Annotated in this window: 18 protein-coding genes; 13 read left to right on the top strand and 5 right to left on the bottom strand. The window is 67.0% G+C overall.

Annotated features, from left to right (window positions below):
* The first annotated feature begins 307 nt into the window (after window positions 1-307).
* The gene (locus tag HGI30_RS04430) at window positions 308-2,059 is read left to right on the top strand and encodes a C40 family peptidase (protein WP_168906535.1); all 1,752 of its coding nucleotides are present in this window, start codon (window positions 308-310) and stop codon (window positions 2,057-2,059) included.
* A gap of 832 nt (window positions 2,060-2,891) precedes the next feature.
* Window positions 2,892-4,409 carry a hypothetical protein gene (locus HGI30_RS04425; protein ID WP_168906534.1) on the top strand — a complete coding sequence of 506 codons (1,518 nt, stop codon included), beginning with the start codon at window positions 2,892-2,894 and terminating at the stop codon, window positions 4,407-4,409.
* 67 nt (window positions 4,410-4,476) lie between these two features.
* Here the strand turns inward: HGI30_RS04425 and HGI30_RS04420 are convergent, their stop codons facing one another.
* Window positions 4,477-5,124: a hypothetical protein gene (locus HGI30_RS04420; protein WP_168906533.1), complete on the bottom strand. Its 648-nt coding sequence runs from the start codon at window positions 5,122-5,124 to the stop codon at window positions 4,477-4,479.
* A 91-nt stretch (window positions 5,125-5,215) separates the two neighbouring features.
* Here HGI30_RS04420 and HGI30_RS04415 point away from each other — a divergent pair, with 91 nt between their 5' ends.
* Both HGI30_RS04415 and HGI30_RS04410 read left to right on the top strand, forming a co-directional pair.
* A complete protein-coding gene (locus HGI30_RS04415) occupies window positions 5,216-6,187 on the top strand; it encodes an aldo/keto reductase (protein ID WP_168909725.1) in 972 nt (323 codons plus the stop codon).
* 37 nt (window positions 6,188-6,224) lie between these two features.
* On the top strand, window positions 6,225-6,683 hold the full coding sequence (locus tag HGI30_RS04410; RefSeq protein ID WP_235680323.1) for a DoxX family protein: 459 nt from the start codon (window positions 6,225-6,227) through the stop codon (window positions 6,681-6,683).
* Window positions 6,684-6,916: 233 nt separating this feature from the next.
* Here the strand turns inward: HGI30_RS04410 and rbsK are convergent, their stop codons facing one another.
* On the bottom strand, window positions 6,917-7,939 hold the full coding sequence (gene rbsK, locus HGI30_RS04405; RefSeq protein ID WP_168906532.1) for a ribokinase: 1,023 nt from the start codon (window positions 7,937-7,939) through the stop codon (window positions 6,917-6,919).
* A 210-nt stretch (window positions 7,940-8,149) separates the two neighbouring features.
* Between rbsK and HGI30_RS04400 the strand changes: the two genes are divergently transcribed.
* The 4 genes from HGI30_RS04400 (at window position 8,150) to HGI30_RS04385 (ending at window position 12,239) form a co-directional block, all read left to right on the top strand.
* Window positions 8,150-9,847: a M3 family oligoendopeptidase gene (locus HGI30_RS04400; RefSeq protein ID WP_407945009.1), complete on the top strand. Its 1,698-nt coding sequence runs from the start codon at window positions 8,150-8,152 to the stop codon at window positions 9,845-9,847.
* A 117-nt stretch (window positions 9,848-9,964) separates the two neighbouring features.
* The gene (locus tag HGI30_RS04395; protein WP_168906531.1) at window positions 9,965-10,366 is read left to right on the top strand and encodes a hypothetical protein; all 402 of its coding nucleotides are present in this window, start codon (window positions 9,965-9,967) and stop codon (window positions 10,364-10,366) included.
* 143 nt (window positions 10,367-10,509) lie between these two features.
* Window positions 10,510-11,004, top strand: a complete 495-nt coding sequence (locus HGI30_RS04390) for a cation:proton antiporter regulatory subunit (RefSeq protein ID WP_168906530.1) — start codon at window positions 10,510-10,512, stop codon at window positions 11,002-11,004.
* Between the two features lie 2 nt (window positions 11,005-11,006).
* On the top strand, window positions 11,007-12,239 hold the full coding sequence (locus HGI30_RS04385) for a cation:proton antiporter (RefSeq protein WP_168909722.1): 1,233 nt from the start codon (window positions 11,007-11,009) through the stop codon (window positions 12,237-12,239).
* Window positions 12,240-12,325: 86 nt separating this feature from the next.
* Here HGI30_RS04385 and HGI30_RS04380 read toward each other — a convergent pair whose 3' ends face one another.
* A complete protein-coding gene (locus HGI30_RS04380; RefSeq protein WP_168906529.1) occupies window positions 12,326-12,757 on the bottom strand; it encodes a hypothetical protein in 432 nt (143 codons plus the stop codon).
* A gap of 126 nt (window positions 12,758-12,883) precedes the next feature.
* Between HGI30_RS04380 and HGI30_RS04375 the strand changes: the two genes are divergently transcribed.
* The 4 genes from HGI30_RS04375 (at window position 12,884) to HGI30_RS04360 (ending at window position 17,212) form a co-directional block, all read left to right on the top strand.
* Window positions 12,884-14,284, top strand: a complete 1,401-nt coding sequence (locus tag HGI30_RS04375) for a GNAT family N-acetyltransferase (RefSeq protein WP_168906528.1) — start codon at window positions 12,884-12,886, stop codon at window positions 14,282-14,284.
* Between the two features lie 207 nt (window positions 14,285-14,491).
* Window positions 14,492-15,910: an aspartate ammonia-lyase gene (gene aspA / locus HGI30_RS04370; protein ID WP_168906527.1), complete on the top strand. Its 1,419-nt coding sequence runs from the start codon at window positions 14,492-14,494 to the stop codon at window positions 15,908-15,910.
* Window positions 15,911-16,039: 129 nt separating this feature from the next.
* A complete protein-coding gene (locus HGI30_RS04365; RefSeq protein WP_168906526.1) occupies window positions 16,040-16,786 on the top strand; it encodes a general stress protein in 747 nt (248 codons plus the stop codon).
* A 3-nt stretch (window positions 16,787-16,789) separates the two neighbouring features.
* Window positions 16,790-17,212 (top strand): DUF948 domain-containing protein, encoded by a 423-nt coding sequence (locus tag HGI30_RS04360; protein ID WP_168906525.1) that lies wholly within the window; start codon window positions 16,790-16,792, stop codon window positions 17,210-17,212.
* 342 nt (window positions 17,213-17,554) lie between these two features.
* Here the strand turns inward: HGI30_RS04360 and ald are convergent, their stop codons facing one another.
* Window positions 17,555-18,667, bottom strand: a complete 1,113-nt coding sequence (gene ald / locus HGI30_RS04355) for an alanine dehydrogenase (protein ID WP_168906524.1) — start codon at window positions 18,665-18,667, stop codon at window positions 17,555-17,557.
* A 187-nt stretch (window positions 18,668-18,854) separates the two neighbouring features.
* On the opposite strand from ald, the gene HGI30_RS04350 reads away from it, so the two are divergent.
* Window positions 18,855-20,534, top strand: coding sequence for a PucR family transcriptional regulator (locus HGI30_RS04350; RefSeq protein ID WP_168906523.1), 1,680 nt, complete (start codon window positions 18,855-18,857; stop codon window positions 20,532-20,534).
* Window positions 20,535-21,655: 1,121 nt separating this feature from the next.
* On the opposite strand, the gene wsfD is transcribed toward HGI30_RS04350, so the two are convergent.
* Window positions 21,656-23,104: a glycan biosynthesis hexose transferase WsfD gene (gene wsfD, locus HGI30_RS04345; protein WP_168906522.1), complete on the bottom strand. Its 1,449-nt coding sequence runs from the start codon at window positions 23,102-23,104 to the stop codon at window positions 21,656-21,658.
* Window positions 23,105-23,115: the final 11 nt, after the last annotated feature.

Below are 23,115 nucleotides of genomic sequence, written 5' to 3'. Positions count from 1 at the left end.
CGGAGCGCGCAAGGGGGCGCGGCCGCGCCGTGCCGTCGCGTGCGCCTGCAGGCGCAGATGCCTTTGGAGGATGAGGGCCGTAAGACCCAGCCGGAGGCGGCCGGCCCTTTGTCCGCGCCTGCCTCTCGGTACCGATTTATCGGGATAGAAGGAGCGGAGAGGGACTTTCGTTGGGGATAGAAGAAAATCGGAATCGCGAAATTCAAGTGACGCAAGTCCGATTAACGATATTCGACATCCTGTTATAATACACGTTGTTCCGGCCCTTTCGGCCCCCTTACACCAAGACGAGACCAGGAGTGAATTCATGCGACGTTTGATCCAGACCGGCACCGCCCTTGCCTTGTTCACAGCAGCAGGAGCTGGAGCCGCAGCCCCCGCGGGAGCCAGCCTCCCCTCCTCATCCGACAGCCTCTATGCCGATGCCGCCGCCGCGCGAGTTCTAGCCGGCATGGCAGGCGCTGGCACGCCCTCGCCTTTGTCCGCCGAAGCCGATGCCCCCCTGTCCGAACGAGGAACGCCTCCAGCGCTCGGCGGAGCGATCGCCGATTACGCGCTCGACTACGTCGGCGCCTCGTACCAGTACGGCGGCGCCTCGCCCGCCGGCTTCGACGCTTCCGGATTCCTGCAGTACATCTATCGCTTCTCCGCCGCCGAAGTCCAGCTCCCGCGCACGATCGCCGCCCAATACGGCAGCGGCGCCGCAGTCGGCGGGCAAAGCCTGCTGCTGCCCGGAGACGCCGTCTTCTTCCGCAGCGGGGATTCGATCGCATTCGCCGGCATCTACATCGGCAACAAGGAATTCGTCTCCGCCACGGTCGACGGCGTCAAGCGCTCCTCGCTCGCTTCGGCCTACTGGCAGGAGCGGTATGCCGGCGCGCGCCGGATGACGGAAAGCCATCCTGTTGCGGGAAGCGGGGGCTCGGGGACGGGCTCCGGATCGGGGACAAGCTCGGGCGCAGGGACGAGCTCCGGATCGGGCTCCGGCTCCAGCAACGGACTGGCCGGACCGGATCAGACGCGCGATGCGATGCGGGAGACCGCCTATTTCGCCTCCGTATCCCGCTTCCTGGACAAGGCCAAGCCGGTGCTGGACGCCTCCCTCTTCAACCGGCTGGAGGAAAAGGCGGAGCTGGCCTTCCGGCACTACGAGCAGGGGCTGTACCTGGAGATGCTTGCCGCGCAGGAAGAAATCGTCGACGAGGTCGACGCGCTTCCTGCCGACGCGCGCAGCCGGATCGGCATCAAGAGCAGCGAGCTGTACGGCTCCTCCATCCCTGCAGGCTTGTACTCGGTCTCGACGGAAGGCGAGCTGAGCTTGAAGAAAGAGAGCGGCTACGCCGTCACGCTCTCCCAGCGGGCGGCCGCAGAGCAGCTGTGGAAGCAGGTTCGGGCCGCTTATCCGAAGGCGTATCTCGCTCTCGTCAAGGAGCTGCGCCTGGATGTCCATCGCGGCGGCATGTCCCGGGTGGAGACGCTCGCCAAAGGAAGCGTGCGGCTCGTGCTCGATCCGTCGGACCTGACGCCGGGAGCGCTGCAGAAGACGCGCTGGGCGCTGGCCCGCGAGCTCGGCAAGCTCGTCACGCAGCAAGGGCCCGGCGGCTCGCAGCTGGATCATTTCGGCGGCGCCTCGTCCGCTCTGGCCGGCACGGGCGGCCTGCTCGGCGGCGCCTTCGCCGGTCCGGCTTCCGGCAGCAGCCAGTGGCTCTATGCCCGCAAGGACTCGCTCCTGACCGCCTACTACGGCAAGTTCTGGCCGACCGAGGTCGCCTCCGCGGCGCGCGCCGGCAAGCCGATGACGACGCTCTACACCAAGCTGTTCTTCCGCGACGCGAGCGCCTATCAGGCGCAGGAGGACATCGCCGACGCCTGGGCTGCGTTCCTGCTGTACGACAAGCCGGCCAAGCCGGCCGACCGCCGCGACGAGAAGATGCTGTTCTTCTACGCCAAGCCGGAGCTGACCGCCGTCCGCGACCAGTTCCGCAGCGGGGTCGGCCTCTCCAAGTCGTATCCGAAAACGACGACCTTCGCCGATCTGATCGGTCCGCGCACCTGGTAGCTTCGCGAATCCAAGGCACATTTGGGCCTTGGTTGACGCGGATTCCGCGATTGAGGCCAATCCAAGGCACATCTGGGCCTTGGATGGCGCGGATTCCGCGATTGAGGCGAATTCAAGGCACATTTGGGCCTTGGATGGCGCGAATTCCGCGATTGGGGTGAATCCAAGGCACATCTATGCCTTGGTTGGCGTGGATTCCGCGATTGAGGCGAATCCAAGGCACATCTGTGCCTTGGTTGGCGCGGTGAGCCGGCTCCCCCTCCTACGGGTTCGCGCGACAAAATGGTGCGGCTTCCGCCGCTCCGTTTGCCTGAAGAATGTCGGCATCAAAATCCCAGCGCAGCCCGATAGCCGATGCCGAGCCTGTTCCGGCATCGGCCTTTTACCTTTCTAACTTGCAATCACGCCATGCACGCACGATTCGCGCCGCTCTCACCTTCACTTCACCCCCTCCTCGCATAAACCTCCGGTTCCTAGCCGCGTACGATCTCTTCCAGCCACTCCCAATTGCGCTTCACCCTCCTCGCGAACAAGTCCTGTTCCCAGCCGCCCAGGCACGCTTCGCGCCACGCACGCATTCGCATCACCCATGCCTCGCATCCCCATAGGCTACCCTCGCATCCGCATAGGCCTCCCTAGCGTTGCCTGCCCGCTTCGTCAAGCCTCACCCACATATGCCGCCCATCACCGGCACCTATCCCCACGTTTCTGCGCGCCATGCCCCCGGCTTGCCGAATCACTTTTCCGCGCTCTCCCCGCCTGTTGTCCCATTCCAATTGCCGCAGCCTTTCATATGGTAAGAGATAGAGCGGAAGGAGTGGAATTTCGGCACATGAACGGATCGGACGTCGTCATGACCATATGGGCGGAAAAAGGGCTGCGTCAAATCTACTGCGACCGCGTGTCGGACTCTGCCTTCGTGCGCGAGCTGGCCGAGGCTGCCCGGCGAGCCGGCTTGTCCGTGCGCGGCTGCGCCAGCCTGGCGGCCGCGCTGAGCGCGGCGGAGGGCTACGCTCTCGCCTCCGGCTCGCCGGCGGCTGCGATCGGGACAAGCGCAGAGCTGTCCCGCGCCGAAGCGGCGACGATCCGGGCGCTGTCGGCCTCGAGCGTGCCGCTGCTGCTGCTGCTGCCCGGCTGCGCCGGCAGGCCTTCGAGAGCCGGCTCCGGCTTCAAGTCGACCGCGCTGCTGCAGCAGCACGACAACTGCCGGAGCCCGCTGGAGAAAGCTTATTTCCTCGCCGCGCGGCACGGCAGGAAAGGGCCTGCGCTCGTGCGGCTGGCACCGTCTTTTGCATGCGGACGCTCGCTTCGCCTTCCCGCCTCCATGCCGGCCTACGAGGACAGCGGGGACTATATGGACCGGCTCGTCTCCGAGCCGCCGATCCGAGACGAGCAGCTGGACCGGATCGCGGACGGGCTCTCCGGCGCTCGGCGGCCTCTGATCGTCGTCGGCGGCGGCGTGCTTCATGCCGGAGCGGCGGCGGAGCTGGGCCAGTTCCTCGCCCTGACCGGCATCCCCGCCGCGCCGACCCCCGGCGGCTGGAGCGCCCTGACCGGGGACGGCGCGATCGCCAGCGCGCTGCCGATTCGCGAGTTGCGGGGGCGGGCCGACTATGCGCTCGTGCTCGGCAGCGGCGAACCGGCCCCGGCCTCGGCCGGAGCGCGGATCGACATCGACCCCGCTGCGCTCGAGCGTCCGGAGGAGGCCGCGCTCGAGCCGGTGCAGAGCGACATCCGGCTGTTTCTGACCGCGCTCTCGGCGCGCTGGCTGGCGCGGGAGCTCCTGCCGCTGGCTGCCTTCGAAAAAGCCGAGGAGCCGGCTGTCGCACCCCCGGCGCCGGCTGCCGGAGTTAGGTCGACGGACGCTCCAGACAGCCCAGCTGTCGGGTCGACGGACACCTCGAACCGCCCGGCTGCAGCATGCCGGCCCGCCGGCCCGGTCTCCCCCGGCTCCGGCTCACCGGCTGCGGACGGTTCCCTGCATGCTCCGCCATCGGACCGCCCTGCCGCCGTCCCCGTGCCGGCTGCGGTCGCCGATGCCGCGATGAGCTGCACGCTTCCCGGCACACTGCTGCTGGTCCGGCGCGGCTGGCCCGGCTTGCCCGAGCTGCTTGGCCTGCTGCGGCTCCGTCCGGGCCAGCGGCTGCTGCTGCTCGCGGGACCGCCGGGCTGCGAAGCGGACGCCGCGCTCGGCGCGTCGCACGGCGCTCCGGGAGCAGGCGTCTCGCTGCTGCTGCCCGCAGCCTCGGGGGCCGGCGTTCCGCTGCCGCATTCCCCGAGCCAAGGCGCCTTGTCGGCGCGGCTGGCGCAGCTGCGTCGGCCCGCGCCCCATCCAAAGCCAAAGGCCTGAGCAGCTGCCGTCCGGCAGCCCTCAGGCCCGAGGATATGCTATAATCGGTGAAACGGTCCGACCGCCTTCAGGTGCCGGCCAGCCGCTCCACCGCCTGCGGCACGCCGGCTTCGGCGATGCCGTTCAGCTGCGGAAAGCCTTTGTCCTCCAGGCTGACGGTCCGTCCGCCCTGGATCGGATAGACGCCCTGCAGCAGGCCGAGCGGAACGTAGCTGTCCGTGCCCTCCAGCTTGTGCAGGAACAGCAGATAGTCCGGCCCCGTCGCCCAAGCGCCGGGATAGCGTTCGTTGGCCTCGAGCTGCGACGGAGGCGGCAGCGGCTCGATTCCGGTCGTGACGACCGTGAGCGCGCTGCCGCTCCCGCCCTTGATCCAGCGCTTGACCGTGAACGTCTGCACGAAATTGACCAGCTTCCCTTGCGGAGCGCTTTTGCCGGTCTGCACCATCCGGTCGCTCTCGCCGAAGCTTCCTATGGCGATGCCGTCCGCGCGGCGGACAAGCTCCGGCGCGCTGGCCTGGCTCTCGTTCGGCACGACATCCTGCTCCAGCCGAAAAGGAGCCGCCTGCGCAGCGGAAGGCATCGCCAGCGCGCCGGCCGCCACGGCCAGAAAGGCCGTCATCGCGGCCAGCCGACAGGCCAGCAATCCTCCCGGAGCCCGGTTCCGGAGCAGCTCCTGCAGCTTTTTCTTCAATCGGGAATACATCGCTTGCTTCACCCTTCCAGTCGTTTCCTAGCGCTAGTATGCATAGGAGGCGCGGAATTCATCCATCGGCTCGACTTTCAGGAGGAGGACCTTTCCCATGACCATGACGTACCGCAAGCTCGGCGCGAGCGGATTGACCGTCTCCGCGCTCGGCCTCGGCACGAACGCTTTCGGCAAGCGGACCGACGAGGCCGAAAGCATCCGCATCGTCCACGCCGCGCTCGATGCCGGCATCACCTTTCTCGATACGGCCAACATCTATGCGGGCACGCTCAGCGAGTCGATCATCGGCAAGGCGCTCGCGGGACGCCGCTCCGACGCGGTGCTCACGACCAAGGCGGGCCTGCCGCGCGGCGACGGGCCGGGCAGGCGCGGGGCGTCGCGGGCGCATCTGATGGCCGAGCTCGAGGGCAGCCTGCGCCGGCTCGGCACCGATTACGTCGATCTGTACCAGATCCACACGTTCGACCCCGAGACGCCGCTGGAGGAGACGCTGCGCACGCTCGAGGACATGGTCCGCTCCGGCAAGGTCCGCTACATCGGCGCGTCCAACTATCAGGCTTGGGAGCTGATGAAAGCTCTCGGCATCAGCGATCGGCTGCAGCTGGAGCGCTACGTCTCCATCCAGACGAGCTACTCGCTCGCCGACCGGACGCCGGAGCTCGAGCTCGTGCCGCTCTGCCTCGATCAGGGCGTCGGACTCATCCCTTACTTTCCGCTCGCAGGGGGCATCCTTACGGGCAAGTACGCCGCAGGCGCGGACGCTCCTCCCGGATCGCGGCTCGACAAGGACGGCTCGTTCGGCCGCTTCCTCAAAGGCGACGCCATCGGCCTCGGCCAGGATGTCGCCGAGCTTGCCGAGGAGGCGGGCTGCGAGCCGGCCGCGCTGTCGATCCGCTGGCTGATGGACAAGCCTGCCGTCTCCAGCGTCATCGCCGGCGCGACGAGCGTGCGCCAGCTGACGGCCAACCTGCGGAGCCTGGAGCTTGCGCCGGAGCCGTCCATCCAGGACGAGCTGGAGCGCATCAGCCGCCCGTTCCGCTACGGCGAGCCGTTCGCCCGCTACCGGATCTGACGCGATCCGTTCCCTTGAGAGGAGGACCCGAATCGAGATGACATCCGCTTCCGACCTGCGCTACTTCCAGACGACCTGGCCGCGGCTGATCGGCCTCATCCTGTTCGCCGGGCTGATGGTCGCGGCCTGCCTGTACCACTTCCGCGAACCGGACGGCTTCGCGGCGATGCTCCCGGACTGGGTGCCGCTGCGGCTGCCGATCGTGTACGCCACCGCCGTCCTCGAGCTGGCCATCGCCGTGCTCGTCCTGATTCCGGCGACGCGCGGCTGGACCGGCCTGTTCGCCGCGCTCTACTTGGTCGTGATCGTCGTCGCCAACATCTATGCCGCAGCTCGGGGCATCCCGGCGCCGGGCAGCGACAGCGCCTCCAAGACCGCGCTTTGGCTGCGCGTCGCCGCCCAGCCGCTGCTCGTCTGGTGGGCGCTGTGGTGCACCCGCTACCCGTCCCGCGACACGTCGCTCAAAGGACCGCCGCGCAAACAAGCGCGGAGCTGAACGGAGCATGTCCCCGCTCGGCTTCCGCGAGCCGCTCGCGGCGGGCACGGCAGTGCTTCCCGTCAGCGGCTCATCACCGCCGCCGCCGCGCGATGCTTGAGCGCAAGCGCTCCTTGACGCCGCGTCGAGCCGTCCGCCAGCGCGGCTTCCGAACGCGTCGACGCGCCAAAAAGGCGCTTCGAGCCCAGGCTTTCGCCTGGAACTCGAAGCGCCTTTTTCCTATTCGCGACGGCTTATGTCCGCCGCGATCCGAGCGCCGCCTCGACTTCCTCGCGGGAGGGCAAGCCGTCCTGCGCGCCGAAGCGCGTCACTGCAAGCGAGGCCGCCTGCACGGCGAAACGCAGCGCCTCCAGCAGCTCGGCGTCGCCGGCGGCCCGCCCCTGCGCGGCCAGCTCCGCCAGCTTGACGCAGAGCGCCGCGTTCAGCGTATCGCCGGCTCCGGTCGTATCGACGACCTCGACGCGCGGCGCCGGGACCGTCACCAGCCGTCCGTCCTCGCCGACGAACGAGCAGCCGGCGGCGCCGCGCGTCACGATGACGCGGCAGCCGATGCCGGCCTGCCAGGCGGCGATCGCCTCGGCGAGCTCGTCCTCCGACTCGGCAGAAGCCCCCGACAGCGCGGCGAACTCGGTTTCGTTCGGCGTGATGTAGTCGGCCAGCTCCAGCAGCTCCTGCGGGAGCTCCCGCGCCGGCGCAGGATTGAGCACCGTCTGGACGCCCTTCTCGCGGGCGATGCGCAAGGCGGCGCGCACGCCGTCCAGCGGAATCTCCAGCTGGGCGAGCAGCACCTCGGCGCGCTCGATCGACTCGCGCCGGCTCTCCACCCACGCCTCGCCGCATTCCCCGTTGGCGCCGGCGACGATGACGATGCAGTTGTCCTCCGGCGTGTGATAGATCGAGGCGATGCCGGTCGGCGCATCCGGATGGACGCCGATGCCCGCGGTTCCGACGCCCATCCGCCGCATCTGCTCCAGCAGCTGCTCGCCGAATCCATCTGCCCCCACGCGGCCGATCATCTCCGTCTCCGCTCCGAGCCGAGCGCAGCCGGCCGCCTGGTTCGCTCCCTTGCCACCCGGCAGCGTATGCAGCGCGCTGCCGCTGATCGTCTCTCCGGCCTTGGGCATCCGGTCCATGCGCAGGACCAGATCCATGTTGAGGCTGCCGGCGACGGCGACGCGCGCCGCCCGCTCCTGCCTCTCTGCCGGTCCCCGGCTTTCCGGACCGATGCCCTCCCCGGTTCTCTTCGTACCCGTCATATCGCAAGCCATCCTTTCCCTAAGCAGCCATCCTCCCTATTCTAGCGCATCCGCCGCCCGATTGCGCGTCTACCGGCATGCCGCATGCGCGCTCCGGACGGCGACCCCTTCCGGGCAAAATTACCTTCAGCGAATTTCCCCTCCACCTGGCACCGCCCGTTCGCTATAATTGAGATGGATTTCCATTTGAATTCGAAAGAGGTGTCTCTCGTGTTGAAATTCAGCGAATACCGCTACGAAAGGCCGGACCGCGATGCGGTTGCCGGCGCCTTCAAGGAAAAGATCGGCGCCATGCGCGCCGCCGGCAGCCTCGAGGAACAGCTGGAGGCGATCTCCGCCGTGAACAAGCTGCGCAACGAGATCGATACGATGTTCCAGCTCGTGTACATCCGCCACTCCATCGACACCGAGGATGCCTTCTACAAAGCCGAGCAGGACTACTCCGACGAGACGTCGCCGATCCTGCAGGAGCATGTCACCGACTACTACCGCGCCTTGACGGAGTCCAAGTTCCGCGCCGGACTGGAGGAGCGCTACGGCACGCAGCTGCTGCGCTCGGCCGAGCTCGCGCTGAAGACGTTCAAGCCGGAGATCATCGAGGACCTCCAGCTCGAGAACAAGCTGCGCACCGAGTACAGCCAGCTGATCGCCTCGGCCAAGATTCCGTTCGACGGCGAGGAGCGCACGCTGTCGCAGCTGACCCCTTACACCCAATCGACGGATCGCGCCACCCGCAAAGACGCCAGCGAGGCCGCCTTCGGCTTCCTCGCCGGCCATGAGGCCGAGCTCGACCGCATCTACGACGAGCTGGTCCAGGTGCGCACCCGCATCGCCCGCAAGCTGGGCTACGAGAACTACGTGCAGCTCGGCTACGACCGGCTCGGCCGCACCGACTACGACGCCTCGATGGTCGCGAACTTCCGCCGCCAGGTGCGCGAGCACATCGTGCCGGTCGCCACACGCCTGGCCGAGCGGCAGCAGGTCCGCATCGGCGTGGACAAGCTCCATTATTACGACGAGAGCTTCAGCTTCAAGAGCGGCAACGCGACGCCCAAGGGCGATCCCGACTGGATTCTGGAGCAGGGCCGCCGCATGTACCGCGAGATGAGCCCCGAGCTCGACGAGTTCTTCACGTTCATGTCCGATCGCGAGCTGCTCGACCTGCTGAGCAAGAAGGGCAAGGAAGGCGGCGGCTACTGCACGTACATCTACGATTACGAATCTCCGTTCATCTTCGCCAACTTCAACGGCACCTCCGGCGACATCGACGTGCTGACGCACGAGGCGGGCCACGCGTTCCAGGTGTACATGAGCCGCGGCTTCGAAGTTCCGGAGTACCTGTGGCCGACGATGGAGGCCGCGGAGATCCACTCCATGAGCATGGAGTTCCTCGCCTGGCCGTGGATGGAGCTCTTCTTCAAGGAAGATACCGACAAATACCGCTTCGACCATCTCGCCTCCTCGCTCAGCTTCATTCCCTATGGCGTGAGCGTGGACGAGTTCCAGCACTTCGTCTACGAGCATCCCGAAGCGACGCCGGCCGAGCGCAAGGCCAAGTGGCGGGAAATCGAGCGCATCTACACGCCTCATCGCAGCTTCGACGGCAACGCCTACCTCGAAGGCGGCGGCCGCTGGCAGCGCCAGAGCCACATCTACCAAGCGCCGTTCTACTACATCGACTATACGCTGGCCCAGCTGTGCGCCTTCCAGTTCTGGAAGCGCTCGAGGGAAAACTTCGACTCCGCCTGGCAGGACTATCTCGCGCTCTGCCGGCTCGGCGGCAGCAAGTCCTTTACCGCGCTGGCCGCCAGCGCAGGGCTGCTTTCTCCGTTCGAGGACGGCTCGGTGACGAGCGTCATCGGCGAGATCGGCAGCTGGTTGGACAGCATCGACGACAGCAGCTTCTAAGCCCCTCCATCCCCGGCCCTGACCTTGATTTTCAAGGACCAGGGCTGTTTTTTGCCACCAAATCGCTTTTATTCCGTATAATAAGGGTAATTAACGAACAAAAAGGGGGGAAAGGTCATGATGATGCGTCCGGGCTCGTCCGCACGCTGGTTTACGCTGCTGCTGGTCGTCCTCATCCTGATCTGCTCCACCCCTACCCCTCCGGTCCTGCTGCCGGAAGCGGCCGTCGCCGAGACGGCCGCGACAAGCGTCATGTCCCGCTCGTTCGATACCGGCGTGCCGGTGACAGCCCGCTCGTTCGCTGCCGAACGGGAGCATGCGAGCGCGCTCCAGCGTCCTGACGCGCCGCCGGCTCCATCGGCTCTCGCGCTGCCTCCCGCAGCGGCCGCGATCCTGCTTTTGTCCGCTCTTTTCGCCGCTCCCCCCTGGTCCCGCCGGGCGCGCACCGCGCCTTCCATCGCCAGACGCCTCGTCCGCCGCCTGCTCGATCCTGTACGCAGCGCCTCTTATGCCGCCTGACGCAAAGGCTTGATCCCCGCCCGCCCGGCTAAAGCCGCGCGGCGCGGACGCTTTCTGCTTTTTCAAGCGGAATGCGATAGGATCCGGCTTTTTTCGGCAAGCTAACGCACTAGAGGAGAGAACCCACTACAGGAGGTAGATGTATGGACATCAGAGAGACGTATCTGCCGGGAATCGGCAAGAAATTCCAAATCAAGTCGCGCGGGGGAGACGTGCTGATCGTCGTCGTGCATGACGACGGCCGCCGCGAGTGCTATATGGAGGCGGATCGGGACAACGACTTCAAGCCGGTCTTCTCGCTCGACGACGACGAGGCGCGCATGCTCGCCTCCATCGTCGGCGGCATGCAGTACAAGCCGCGCGCGCTGGAGAACATCGAGATGGTGCTGGACGACCTCATCATCGAGTGGTACCGGGTCGAGCCGGCGTACAAGAGCGTAGGCCATACGATCGGGCAGCTTGGCGTCCGCAACCGCTCCGGCGCCAGCGTGCTGGCCGTCGTCGAACGAGGCGGCGCCACGAAGCACATCAACCCGGGACCCGATCTGGTCCTTACCGAGGAGGCATTGCTGATCGTAGCCGGCGAACGCAGCCAGCAAAAGGCGTTCCGCGACATCCTGAAGAACGGATGTGAGTGACGATGGATCAACTCGTCATGGAGATCGGCCTCGCCGTCGCCCTCGTCGCTCTGGCCGGCATCTTGTCCGCCAAGCTCAAGTTCTCCGTCATCCCCTTCTACATCATCGTCGGCATGCTCGTCGGACCGCATGCCTTCAAGATCGGATACTTCGACTTCCGTTTCATCGAGAGCGCCGAGCTCATCCATTTCTTCGGCCGGATCGGCGTCCTGTTCCTGCTGCTGTACCTCGGCCTTGAATTCTCCGTCGGCCGGCTCATCAAGTCCGGCAAGTCCATCGTGGCCGGAGGAAGCATCTACATCGGGATCAACTTCACCCTAGGCCTGGTGTACGGCTTCCTGACCGGCCTGCCGCTGTCCGAGGTGCTCATCATCGCCGGCATCACGACGATCTCCTCCAGCGCGATCGTGGCCAAGGTGCTCGTCGACCTGAAGCGCACCGCCAACCAGGAGACCGAGATGATCCTCGGCATCATCATGTTCGAGGACGTCTTCCTGGCCCTGTACATCTCGATCGTATCCGGCCTCGTGCTCAGCTCGTCCTCCAGCCTCGGCGGCGTGCTGCTGTCGGCGCTGATCGCGCTCGTGTTCATGCTCGGCGTGCTCATCGTCGGCCGCAAGCTCGTCCCGCAGCTCAATCGCTGGCTCGATATCCGCTCCAACGAGCTGTTCCTGCTCATCGTGTTCGGCTCCCTGTTCCTGATCGCGGGCTTCGCCGAAACGATCCACGTCGCCGAGGCGATCGGCGCGCTGCTCGTCGGGCTTGTCCTGGCCGAGACGCAGCACGCCCATCGCATCGAGAAGCTCATCCTGCCGTTCCGCGACTTCTTCGGCGCGATGTTCTTCTTCAGCTTCGGCCTGACGATCGATCCGACCGCCCTTGGCGGAGCCGTATGGATGGCGCTCGGCGCTGTCGCGATCACGCTGGTCGGCAACTTCGCCGCCGGCATGCTCGCCGGACGCAGCGCGGGCATCCCGCCGTACGCCTCGGCCAAGATCGGCCTGACGATCGTCGCCCGCGGCGAGTTCTCGATCATCATGGCCAATCTGGCCTTGGCCGGCGGCCTCGCCGCGATCATCCAGCCGTTCGCCGCGCTGTACGTGCTCATCCTGGCGATTCTCGGACCGCTGCTGACCAAGGAGAGCAAGCTCGTGTTCCGGATCCTCGATCCGATCTTCAAGTTCAATGCCCGCTACGACCGTCGGCAGGAGCAGGCTCCGGAAACAAGCTCTTGACGGATCCGCCGGCCGGCGCCCTCCGGTCCATGAGAAAGCGGTCAGAGCCCTGGGCTGCTGACCGCTTTCTCTTTTTCCGGTATGGCCTACGTGTCGGAGGAGCCGATGAAGTTGAAGCTTTCCGGGCCGACGCGCGTCGCGCCGAGCGCCGTGACGGAGACGAATACGGTGTAAGTCTGAACCGTGTTGGGAGCGAAGAAGTCAGAGCCGGCGATGCTGATCGTCTGAGGTCCGAGAAGCGCGATGTCAAGCACCTGAGCGGCGGAGAAGATGACCGGACTGGTCGGCAGCGTGCCGCGCACGACGCTGATCGTCACCGTCGTGGCCACCGGCAGCAAGCCGAGCTGGATGGCCATCATGCCGACGAAGTCGACCCGCGTCTGGCCGGCCACGCCGAGCGTCAGGTCCAGCGTCTGCTGGGCGATCAGCTGGTTTGTGTTGATGACCGTGATGGGAATCGCGATCGAGTTCGCGAAGCTGGCGTTCTGGCTCGTCTTGAGATCAAGGAAGCGGGACATGGGAACCCCTCCTTTCCAACTAGGATAGGATAGCATATGATAGATTTCTAGATTTGGAGTGGATGGATGCCCGCCGCGCGAGCCCTTCTTATCCACACCCTGCCGCCAAAGGAGTTGGAGACCGTCATGAAGCAGCTGCGCCGCCGCCTGAGCCGCCAAGAGCTCGAAGAAGCCGCCGCCCTCGCGGATCGCATCTTCCGCGAGGAGGGCGAGCCTTCGATGGGGACAAGCTTTCCCCGCATCTTCGATCCGTCGATCGGCTTGTCGCTCGGCATCGTCGAGGACGGGCGCCTCGTCTCGTTCATCGGGTTCGTCCCCCATCAGATCCGGATCGGTCCCGCGCTGCTGAGCGCCTGCGCGCTCGGCTCCGTCTGCACCGATCCTGACTACCGGGGACAGGGGCACGCGAGCGTGCTGCTTCACGAGGCCTTCCACCGAGCGGAGCGGATGGAGGCGGCGCTCATGCTCGTCTCCGGCACGCGCTCCCTCTACCGGCGCAACGGCTGCTACGCGTTCGGATCGGTACGCCGGTACCGCATCGACGGCTCGCCGGGCCGGCCGCAGGCGCTCCCGCCGAATCTGCGCGTCCGTCCGATGGACGTCGACGACTGGTTCCGGCTCAAGGCGCTTGCCGACGCCAAGCCGGCCGGCTACCTGCGGAGCATCCCCGACTTCGCGTCCGAGCTGGCGAGCGAGGCGGTCGCCGCCATGTACGGCTTCCATCACGAGGTGTACGTCGCCGAGGCCGGCGAGCAGCTGCTCGCCTACGTCGTCATCGCGGCGGGACCGATCCCCCCAGGCTCCGATCTGGAGCCGTTCGTCGTCGAATGGGGGGGCAAGGCCGACCGCGTCCTGCCTTTGGCGCGCGAAGCGATGCGGCAGCTGGGACTTTCCTCGCTGCTGCTGTTCGCCTCCGCCCATGAGCGCCGTATGATGGACCTGCTGGAGGGGCACCCTTACACCAGCAGCCATAACCAGGGCACCGTCCGCATCATGAACCTGCCGCTGCTCTGGAGCCAGCTGCAGCCTTATTTCGCCGCCATCGCGGCCGCAGCCGGGGGCGAGATTCCGGATTGGACGGTCGAGCGGCTGGCCGAGGACGAGCATGCGCTCGTGCTGGACGGCCGCCTCATCCCGCTGAGCGCACGCGACTGGACGCTGCTGCTGTTCGACGGTCCCGACGCCGAGCCGGACGACGGCCCGGACGCCTTTGTCCGGCAGCAGGCCGAGGAGCGCCGGCTCGACTCCGCCGATCCGCTGCCCGCTCTTGCCGTCGCGGCGGCGGGCGGGACGGCGGAGGCGGAGTCGGCCGCCGCGAGGGAGGCCGGCGGCGCGGTTCGCGGCGCAGGCTCCGCTCGGCCCGACAGCTCCGGCAGCCCTCGGGATGCCGAGGCCGGACGACCGGCCCAAGCCGGCTCCGAGAGCGGGTCCGCCCGCCACCTGCCTTTGACCGATGCGGAGGCCGGACTGCTGCGGAGCTACTTCCCCCTCCCGTTCCCCTATACGGCCGGGCTCAGCTATATTTGACTGACGGCCGCCTGCCCGAGCGGGAGCGGCCGACGGCTTGCGCGTCCTTCGCGCGAGGCAGCCTCCTGCCCGCGAAGGACGCTTTCTGTTTCGCGGCAGAGCATTAGCGCGCGTTTTTGACGGATGGCTGCGGCGCATGGTAGAATCGGCCCGGCTTCACCCTCGGCTTGTACGAGAGACGGAATTGCAGAAGGGATGAATGTGAAGATGGCGTATCGACTCGAGCATGATTTTCTTGGAGAAAAAGAAGTCCCGGAGAGCGCCTATTACGGCATCCAGACGCTCCGTGCCGTCGAAAACTTCCCGATCACCGGCGTGCCGATCCATCCGGAGCTGCTCGTCGCGCTGGCCCATGTGAAAAAGGCCGCCGCCCGCGCCAACATGGACGTCCATCTGCTCCAGACGACGATCGGCGAAGCGATCGTGAAGGCGTCCGAAGAGGTGATCGAGCAGCAGCTGCTCGACCAGTTCATCGTCGACAGCATCCAGGGAGGCGCCGGAACGTCCATCAATATGAATATGAACGAGGTGCTGGCCAACAGGGCGCTTGAGCTGCTCGGCCGGGACAAAGGCGATTATTTCCATTGCAGCCCGAACAACCACGTCAATATGTCGCAGTCGACGAACGATGCGATCCCGACCGCGCTGCGCATCGCCGCGCATACGCTGACCCAGCATCTGCTCGAAGCGCTGCAGGCGCTGCAGGACGGCTTCCTCGCCAAGCGCGACGAGTTCGACGACGTCATCAAGATGGGCCGCACGCATCTGCAGGATGCCGTGCCGATCCGTCTCGGCCAGGAATTCGGCGCCTACGCCGCCGTGCTCGGCCGGGATATCGCCCGCATCCGCAGCGCGGCCATCCATGCGCTGACCGTCAACATGGGCGCCACGGCCGTCGGCACCGGGCTCAACGCCAAGCCGGAGTACATTTCCGCCGTCATCGCCCATCTGCAGGAGCAGACGGGGTTGCCGATCCGCGCCGCCGACGATCTCGTCGACGCCACGCAGAACAGCGACGCCTACACCGAGCTGTCGGCCGCCCTCAAGGTATGCGCGGTCAACCTGTCCAAAATCTGCAACGACATCCGCCTGATGGCGTCCGGTCCGCGCGTCGGACTGGCCGAGCTGTCGCTGCCGCCGCGCCAGCCGGGCTCGTCGATCATGCCGGGCAAGGTCAATCCCGTCATGGCCGAGGTCGTCAACCAGGTCGCGTTCCAGGTGATGGGCAACGACCATACGCTGTGCATGGCGTGCGAGGCCGGACAGTTCGAGCTCAACGTCATGGGGCCGGTCATCGCCTTCAACCTGCTGCAGTCGCTCAAGATTCTGCGCAACGGCGTCGACGTGTTCCTCCGCCATGCCGTCGAGGGCATGCAGGCGAACCGCGAGCGCTGCGAGAGCTATGTGGCGAACTCGTTCGGCATCGTGACCGCGCTCAACCCGCATCTCGGCTACGAGGTCGCGGCCCAGCTCGTCAAGGAGGCGCTCGCGACCGGCTTGACGATCCGCGAGCTCATCCTCGAGCGCGGCCTGCTCACGCCGGAGGAGATGACCGAAATTCTCAATCCGTATGCGATGACCTCGCCCGGCATCGCCGGCGAGCATCTGCTGGAGGACGCCAAGTAAGTTCCGGTTCTAAAAATAAATGTGGCCGCCCTGTTTGTCCGCCTTGTTTGCGCCGCTTGTCCCCGTGGTGATGTTCAGAGTAGCTCGAGCTGACAGCGAGGACATACGACCATCCGAGGAGGAATCGACATGACGGCACCAGTGGTAGGGATATTCCGGACGGAAAAGGACGCGCTTCGCGCGGTCGAGGAGCTCAAGGCGGCAGGCTGGAGCAAGGAGCAGCTGTCGGTCATCCGGCGGACCCGCGAAGAGGTATGCCGGGTAGAATCCAAGAGCGGTACGAACGCGCCGGAAGGCATGGTATCCGGGGGACTCGCCGGAGCCGTGCTCGGCGGCGCGGCGGGCGTGCTGGCGACGGCGGGCTTGCTGTTCGTGCCCGGCATCGGTCCGCTGCTCGCGGCGGGGCCGATCGCGACCGTGCTGGCGGGAGCGGCATTCGGCGGCAGCGCCGGCACGCTTGTCGGCGGCCTGGCCGGCCTCGGCATCCCGGATCATCAAGCGGAGCAGTACCGGACGCTCGTCGAGCAGGACCATGTGCTGGTCATCGCCACGGCAGACACGGGCAACCAGGCGCTGGCGGAACGGATCGTGACGGCCTGCGGCTCGCTGGAGGAGACGGCCGCCGGACCGGCGGCGGCTGCCGAGGCGAGCGCGACGGCAGGACTGCGCGGCGAAGCTGCGGCTCCCGGCTCGGCGGACCGCGCCGTTCGCCTGAACCGGGTGAGGGAGGAGTCCGCCGCTGCCGCCGGCGCGGCATCCGGCGCTGCGGCCGAGGACGTGCGGGTCCTCATCGGCCCTCGTCCGGACGAGAGCACGGTCGATGCGCCGGCTCCGGCGCAGGAGCTGATCGTCCCGATCGCTCCGACGGGGGAATAAGCGATGACTCTCACCGGAGCAAGCGCCGCGATCGCCTCCCTTTCCCTGGCCGCCCTCGCCTGGTTCGGCATCCAGTCGCTGCGCAAGCTCCGCTCGACGCTCGACGAGGTGCAGCAGACCGTCGCCGAGCTGCGGGGCCGCATCGACCCGATCGCCGGCGAAGCGACCGCCCTCGTCCGCACGGCGAACAGCACGATCCGCGAGGTCAAAGGCCGCATCACGACGGTCGATCCGCTGCTGGACAGCGCCCATGACGTGGGCGACGTCATCCATCAGGTCGCCGAGTCGTTCAAGCAGGCGATGGCCGAGAAGAGCAGCGGCTCCCGCCCAAGCGCCGCCCCGCGTGCGGGCCGCCCGCTGCAGGGTGAAGCCGTCTCGATCCGCATCGGCGGCCCATCGGCGGCCCCGACCCCGCGCGTCCGCTAGCGGCTTCGGAGCGGCGTCCGTGCGGTTCTGGCCGCTGGCGGCTTCGGAGCGGCGTCCGTACGACCGCTGCCGAATGCCGAGCGCGCTGATCGGCCGCTTCCGTTGCACCGCAAAAGCCCCTCTCCCGATGGAGAGGGGCTTTTCGAGCGGATGGGGCGTGCATGCAACCAGCGGGTTGCGAGCCACGGCACTTTCGGCTTGCTGGTCATGCCAATGAGCCGCTTTGCTCAAGCCCATACACTTTCGAATTCCTGGCGCTGCCCCAGTCCGGAGGAACGAACGAATGGCGCATCGCGTCGTTCTCCCTATGGACCAATAGGTTCGCCCATGCGACCTAGTCCGCTACACCAGCTCCAGCACCGGCTTGTAGGCGTAGCCGAGGTCGCGGGCGACCGCTTCGTAGGTGACATGGCCGCCCATCGTATTGACGCCCTCGCGGAGCGGCTGCGAAGCGCGGATCGCATCCGCCGCGCCGAGCGAGGCGAGCTGCAGCGCGAACGGCAGCGTCGCGTTCGTGAGCGCCATCGTCGACGTGTACGGCACGGCGCCGGGGATGTTGGCGACCGCATAGTGCAGCACGCCGTGCTTTTCGAATACCGGATCGTCATGCGTCGTGATGCGGTCGATCGTCTCGACGCTGCCGCCCTGGTCGATCGCCACGTCGACGATGACGGAGCCCTTTTCCATCGAGCGCACCATCTCCTCGGTGACGAGCTTCGGCGCCTTGCCGCCCGGGATGAGCACCGTCGAGATGACGAGATCCGCCTCGCGCACCGACTCCGCCAGGTTGTGCGTCGTCGACTGGAGCGTCTGCAGGCGGCTGCCGAACAGCAGCGCCAGCTCGCGCAGCCGGTTCGTGTTCGTATCGAGCACGGTCACGTCCGCTCCGAGCCCGACCGCCAGCTGCACCGAGCTCGTGCCCGCGATGCCCGCGCCGATGACTGTCACCTTGCCCCGCTTCACGCCGGTCACGCCGGACAGCAGCTTGCCCTTGCCGCCGTACGCCTTCTCCAGCATCTGGGCGCCGACCTGCACGGCCATGCGGCCGGCTACCTCGCTCATCGGAGCGAGCAGCGGCAGCGCGCCGTTCACGCGGATCGTCTCGTAGGCGACCGCCGTCACGCCCGCGGCTCGCAGCGCCTCGGCCAGCTCCGGCTCAGCGGCCAGATGCAGGTAAGCGAACAGCAGCAGGCCCGGGCGGAAGTGGCCGTATTCGACGGGCAGCGGCTCCTTCACCTTCATCACCATCTCGCTCCTGCCCCACACGTCCGCCGCCTCCGGCGCGATGGACGCGCCTGCCGCCTCGTACGCCGCGTCGGCAAAGCCGCTCTCCTCGCCTGCGCCGCGCTCGATCAGCACGCTGTGCCCGGCCCGGATCAGCTCGGCCGCTCCCATCGGGGTGAGGGCGACGCGGTTCTCGTTGTTTTTGATTTCCTTTGGAATTCCGATTTTCATGGGACAGGCACCTCGTCTATAATAGGGTTGTTTTCCTTTTTCTATGGTACGGCAGCTCGGGACGGGCGGCATCTTACACGTTGTCGAAGCTTTCGCCGCCGCGGGTCGACGTGTTGCCGATAGCTGACATGACGGTGCTGCATCATCTTGCTTCAATATATGCTCCGCGGAAAGGTGTTGTCCCTCCATGAACGTGACGGACTTGCAAGTACGGGACATCCTGCAGCGTCCCCTGTTCGCCGGCGCCAGGCTGGCGGCGGGCAGCCGAGGGATCGGCCGCCCGGTCGGATGGGTGCATGTGATCGAGATCGTGCGCAACGCGCCTTTTGTCCGCCCCCATGATCTTATTCTTACCACCGGGCTGTGGCTCAAACAGCCTGTCCAGGACCGGCTCGATTATGTCCGCCAGCTGATCGTGCAGGAAGCCGCCGGACTCATCCTCGAGCTCGGCACGAGCATCGACGAGGTGGCGGTGGAGGTGCTCGACCTGGCCGAAGAGCACGGCTTCCCCGTCATCGTCTTCGACCGGCCGGTCCGTTTCTCGGACATCACCCAGGATATCCACGGGCTCATCCTCGGCCGGCGGCGCGCGAGTCAGGACCAGGCCGACCGCTTCGCGCGGCGGCTGCAGCAGCTGACGCTGCAGCACAGCGACATCGCCGCCGTGCTGCGCTTGCTGCATGCCGACACCGGCCGGCAGACGGTGTTCTACTCGCTGCTGGAGCCGGACCGGCATCATCCGCCGCTCGCCGCCGAGCCGGGGCAGCGGGAGCTGGCTGGGCTCGAGCTGCGCGAGCTGGAGCTCGCCGGGCGCTTCGGCGACGGCCGCGCCCCGCTGCTGCTGCCGCTGGAGCTCGGCGGGCAGCTGCTGCTGCGCCCGGTGCTCGGCTACGGCCAGCTGCTCGCCGCCGTCGGGCTCGTCGTCGAGGATAGCGAGGAGGCCGAGCTGCGGTCTCCCTACCTGGAGGCCGCCGCCTCCGCCGCCGCCGCTCTGACGCTGCGCACGCAGTTCGGCCGCGAGCATGAGGCTCGCCGCCAGGACCGCCTCATCCCCGAGCTGATGGAGGGCAAGGCGCGCAGCGAGGAGCAGGCCCGCTCGCTCGCCGGACTGGCGGCCGGAGGCGCCGGCGCCGCGCTCGCGCTGCTGCTTGAGCTCGAGGCGGACGACGGCGAGGATCGCGGCGACCGGCTCGAGGGAGCGGCGCGCGACCTGCCGGTGCTGCTGCGCACGCTGCTGCGCAAGCATGGCCTGCGCGGCAGCCTGCATGCGGAGTCGGCCTCGCTGACGCGGCTGCTGCTGCTGGCGGACGGCGGGGGCTTCCCCGCCGCCGAGCAGCGGCTGCTCGGCGGCGCGCGCCGCGTGCTCGAGGACGCGCTGCGCTATGCCGGCGAGCAGCTCGGCGGCATGCGGCTGCGCGCCGCCGGCGGCAAAGCCCGCGCGGCGCTGCTCGACGCTCCCGCCGCGTTCCGCGAAGCCGGCGAGGCGCTGGAGATCGCCCGGCGCGTTCCCGAGCTGGGCGCGGCTGTCTTTTACCACGAGCTCGGCGCGTACCAGCTGCTGCAGGCGATTCCCGACACGCAGCTGCTGGGCGGCTACGTGCAGGACCATCTCGGCCCGATCCTGCAGCTGGAGAAGGAAGCTCGCCGGCAGCTGCTGGAGACGCTGGACATGTACCTCAAATGCTTCGGCTCCAAGCACGAGACGGCGCGCCGTCTGTTCATCCACCGCCAGACGCTCTACAACCGGATGGAACGGCTGACCGAGCTGATCGGCGATCCGTTCCGCGAGCCGCACAAGCGGATCGGCCTGGAGATGGCGCTCATGGCGTACAAGCTTCGGAGCGGCGCCGGTCCGTCCGCCCGCTGAGGGCGGAGCGGACCCTGCCAAACGGCAGGGTCAACGGACAAGGCAGGCCTCGACGAAGCTGCGGAGAAGCAGCTGGATGGGCCGTGAAGCAGCTGGACGGGCCCGTGAGGCAGCTGGACGGGCGCCCGAGAGAGGCAGCTGGACGGGCCTGCAGAACAGCGCGGATGGGCGCCCGAGAAAGGGCAGCTGGACGGGCCTGCAGGGCATCTGACGAGCCTGCAAGGCAGCCGACCCCGCAGGGCAGCGGACGGGCCCGTGAGGCAGCTGAACCAGGCGAGATCGGATAGACACCAGCATCAAGGCCAGTCTCCGCAAATTTGCCGAAACACAAACGGGACGAGGCGGAATCTTTCTCCGCTTCGTCCCGTTTGTGTTTCGAACAGTTGGCAAAGGTGATGTCAAAAGAGGGCATCTGCCGCGCTAACGCAACTATAAGTCGCTATTCGCGCGAAATGAGGAGATTAATAATTCTAACGAAACTGTGGAGCGCTATTGGGCTACATTAGGGTCATTTCAGGGCAAATTAGGCCAAATAACGCTCCTGAGTTTCGTTAGCCGGTGATAGAAGCGGAAATGACCAAAATAACACTCGTCAGTTTCGTTAGACGATGGCGGTTGGTTTGGAGGCGGCGCCTATCGGAGACCGAGACAATCTCGGCGCACTGGCGTGGAATGCTGGGCAACCAGACATCCAACGCGAGGCAATCAGAATGCCGCTGCTCGGCGCAGCTACTGTCGCTGCCTTGCTGCCCGCCATCGGCATTAAAAGCAACCGCCATTAGCCCCTGCGGCCATCCGTCCTAGCAGCGGGCACGTCCCGCAGCCTGCGGCCATCCGCCCTAGCAGCGGTACGCCCCGCAGCCTCTGCTGCCATCCGCCCTAGCAGCGGCACGTCCCGCAGCCCCTTAGGCCATCCGCCCTAGCAGCGGGCACGTCCCGCAGCCCCTGCGGCCATCCGCCCTCGCAGCGGCACGTCCCGCAGCCCCTGCGGCCATCTGCCCTAGCAGCGGTACGCCCCGCAGCCTCTGCTGCCATCCGCCCTAGCAGCGGCACGTCCCGCAGCCTCTGCTGCCATCCGCCCTAGCAGCGGCACGTCCCGCAGCCCCTGCGGCGATCCGAGCCTAGAAGCGGTACGTCCCGTAGCCGCTGCGGCCGCGCCGGCTGCGCAGCAGGCCGGCGATCCGATGGACGAGCCATGCGGCTGCGGCGACGAGCATCATGTCGGAGGCCGCATTGTAGAGGAACAGATGCTTCTCGATGTCGGCCAGCCCGTCCCCGACGACGGGGATGACGAACGAGAAGGCGCCGACAAAAGCGACGAGCAGCATCAGCTCGGCCGTCATGCGGCCCGACCTGCTGCGGGCTCGCAGCCATTCGGCCGCGCAGCCGGCCGCGTAGAGCAGGTAGAACAGCGCCACGAACCAAAGCGAACGCGGCATATACTCCGCCTTGAGCCGGCTCCATCCGCTGTAGCGGTCGCTGAGCGCGAGCGCCGGCTTGCCCTCGCTCTTTTCGTAGTTGCCGAGATAGCTGATCTTCAGATGCACGCCGCGCTCCGCTGCCCGGTCGAGCAGGCCGACCAGCCGCTGCGGATGGGTCACGTAGAACAGCATCACCTTGCCGTGGGACATCCGGTCGTAGAAATCCGCCTTCATCTCCGGCGCTTCCTGCGGAATGGCCGCATCCGTCTGGAAGAAGTTCGTGCCGGCGTTGACCGCCAGCTTCTCCGGCAGGCCGAGATCGCGCAGGTCGCCCTTCACGTCCGGCGATTCGTTCAAGATGCCGAAGAAGACGGTCTGGTACAGGTTGATGTGCTTGAGCCCGTCCGGCGCGAACGCATACAGCAGCGCGGACAGCAGGAACAGCGCCGAGCAGCCCCACAGCACGCAGCGCTTCCAGGCGCGGTCCCATCGCAGCGGAAGCAGCCGCAGGCCGTACAGCGCGAGCACGATGCCGATCGGCGTATTCTGCAGCTTCGCCGTAGCGAGCATGAACACGCAGGCGAAGAAGAACAGCGCCGCTCCCGTCGTCGGCTTGTCCTGGTGGGCGAGCCGCAGGCCGGAAGCGACGGTCAGCAGCAGGAACACGAGCGAGACCGGCTCGGCGAAGAAGGAGTTGAAGTACGCGACGTAGCGGATGTCGAGGAAGACGAACAGCAGCCCCGCCGCCAGCATGGCCGCCGCCGACAGGCTGTACCGCCTGCCCGAACGGACGATCAGGAACACGGCGGACACGAGCAGCGCCCCGTAGACCGCGCCGAGGAAGCGCACGTTGAACAGCGTCTGGTCGTACAGCCATCCGATCGAGCGGGCGATGTAGACCGGAATCAGCTGCGAGGTGATGTAGGCGCCGCGGATGCCCTCGTAGGCGAACACCTCGTTGGCCCAGCCGAAAAACCGGTCCTCGTAGCTGACGGCCGCCGGATTGTAGTCCAGCCCCGTCGTCATGAGCACCCGCAGGAAATCGCCGCTGTCCGCCATGCCGATGAACGGCGAGGCGAACAGCAGTCCGATCAGAATGCCGATTGCGGCCGCGGCCGCGGCATATTCGAGCTTGATGCGTTCTCTCAATCGTAGTCCCC

Origin of the sequence: Paenibacillus albicereus (genome assembly GCF_012676905.1) — a bacterium.
Lineage (GTDB): Bacteria > Bacillota > Bacilli > Paenibacillales > Paenibacillaceae > Paenibacillus_O > Paenibacillus_O albicereus.
This window is presented reverse-complemented; position numbering and strand designations above follow the sequence as displayed.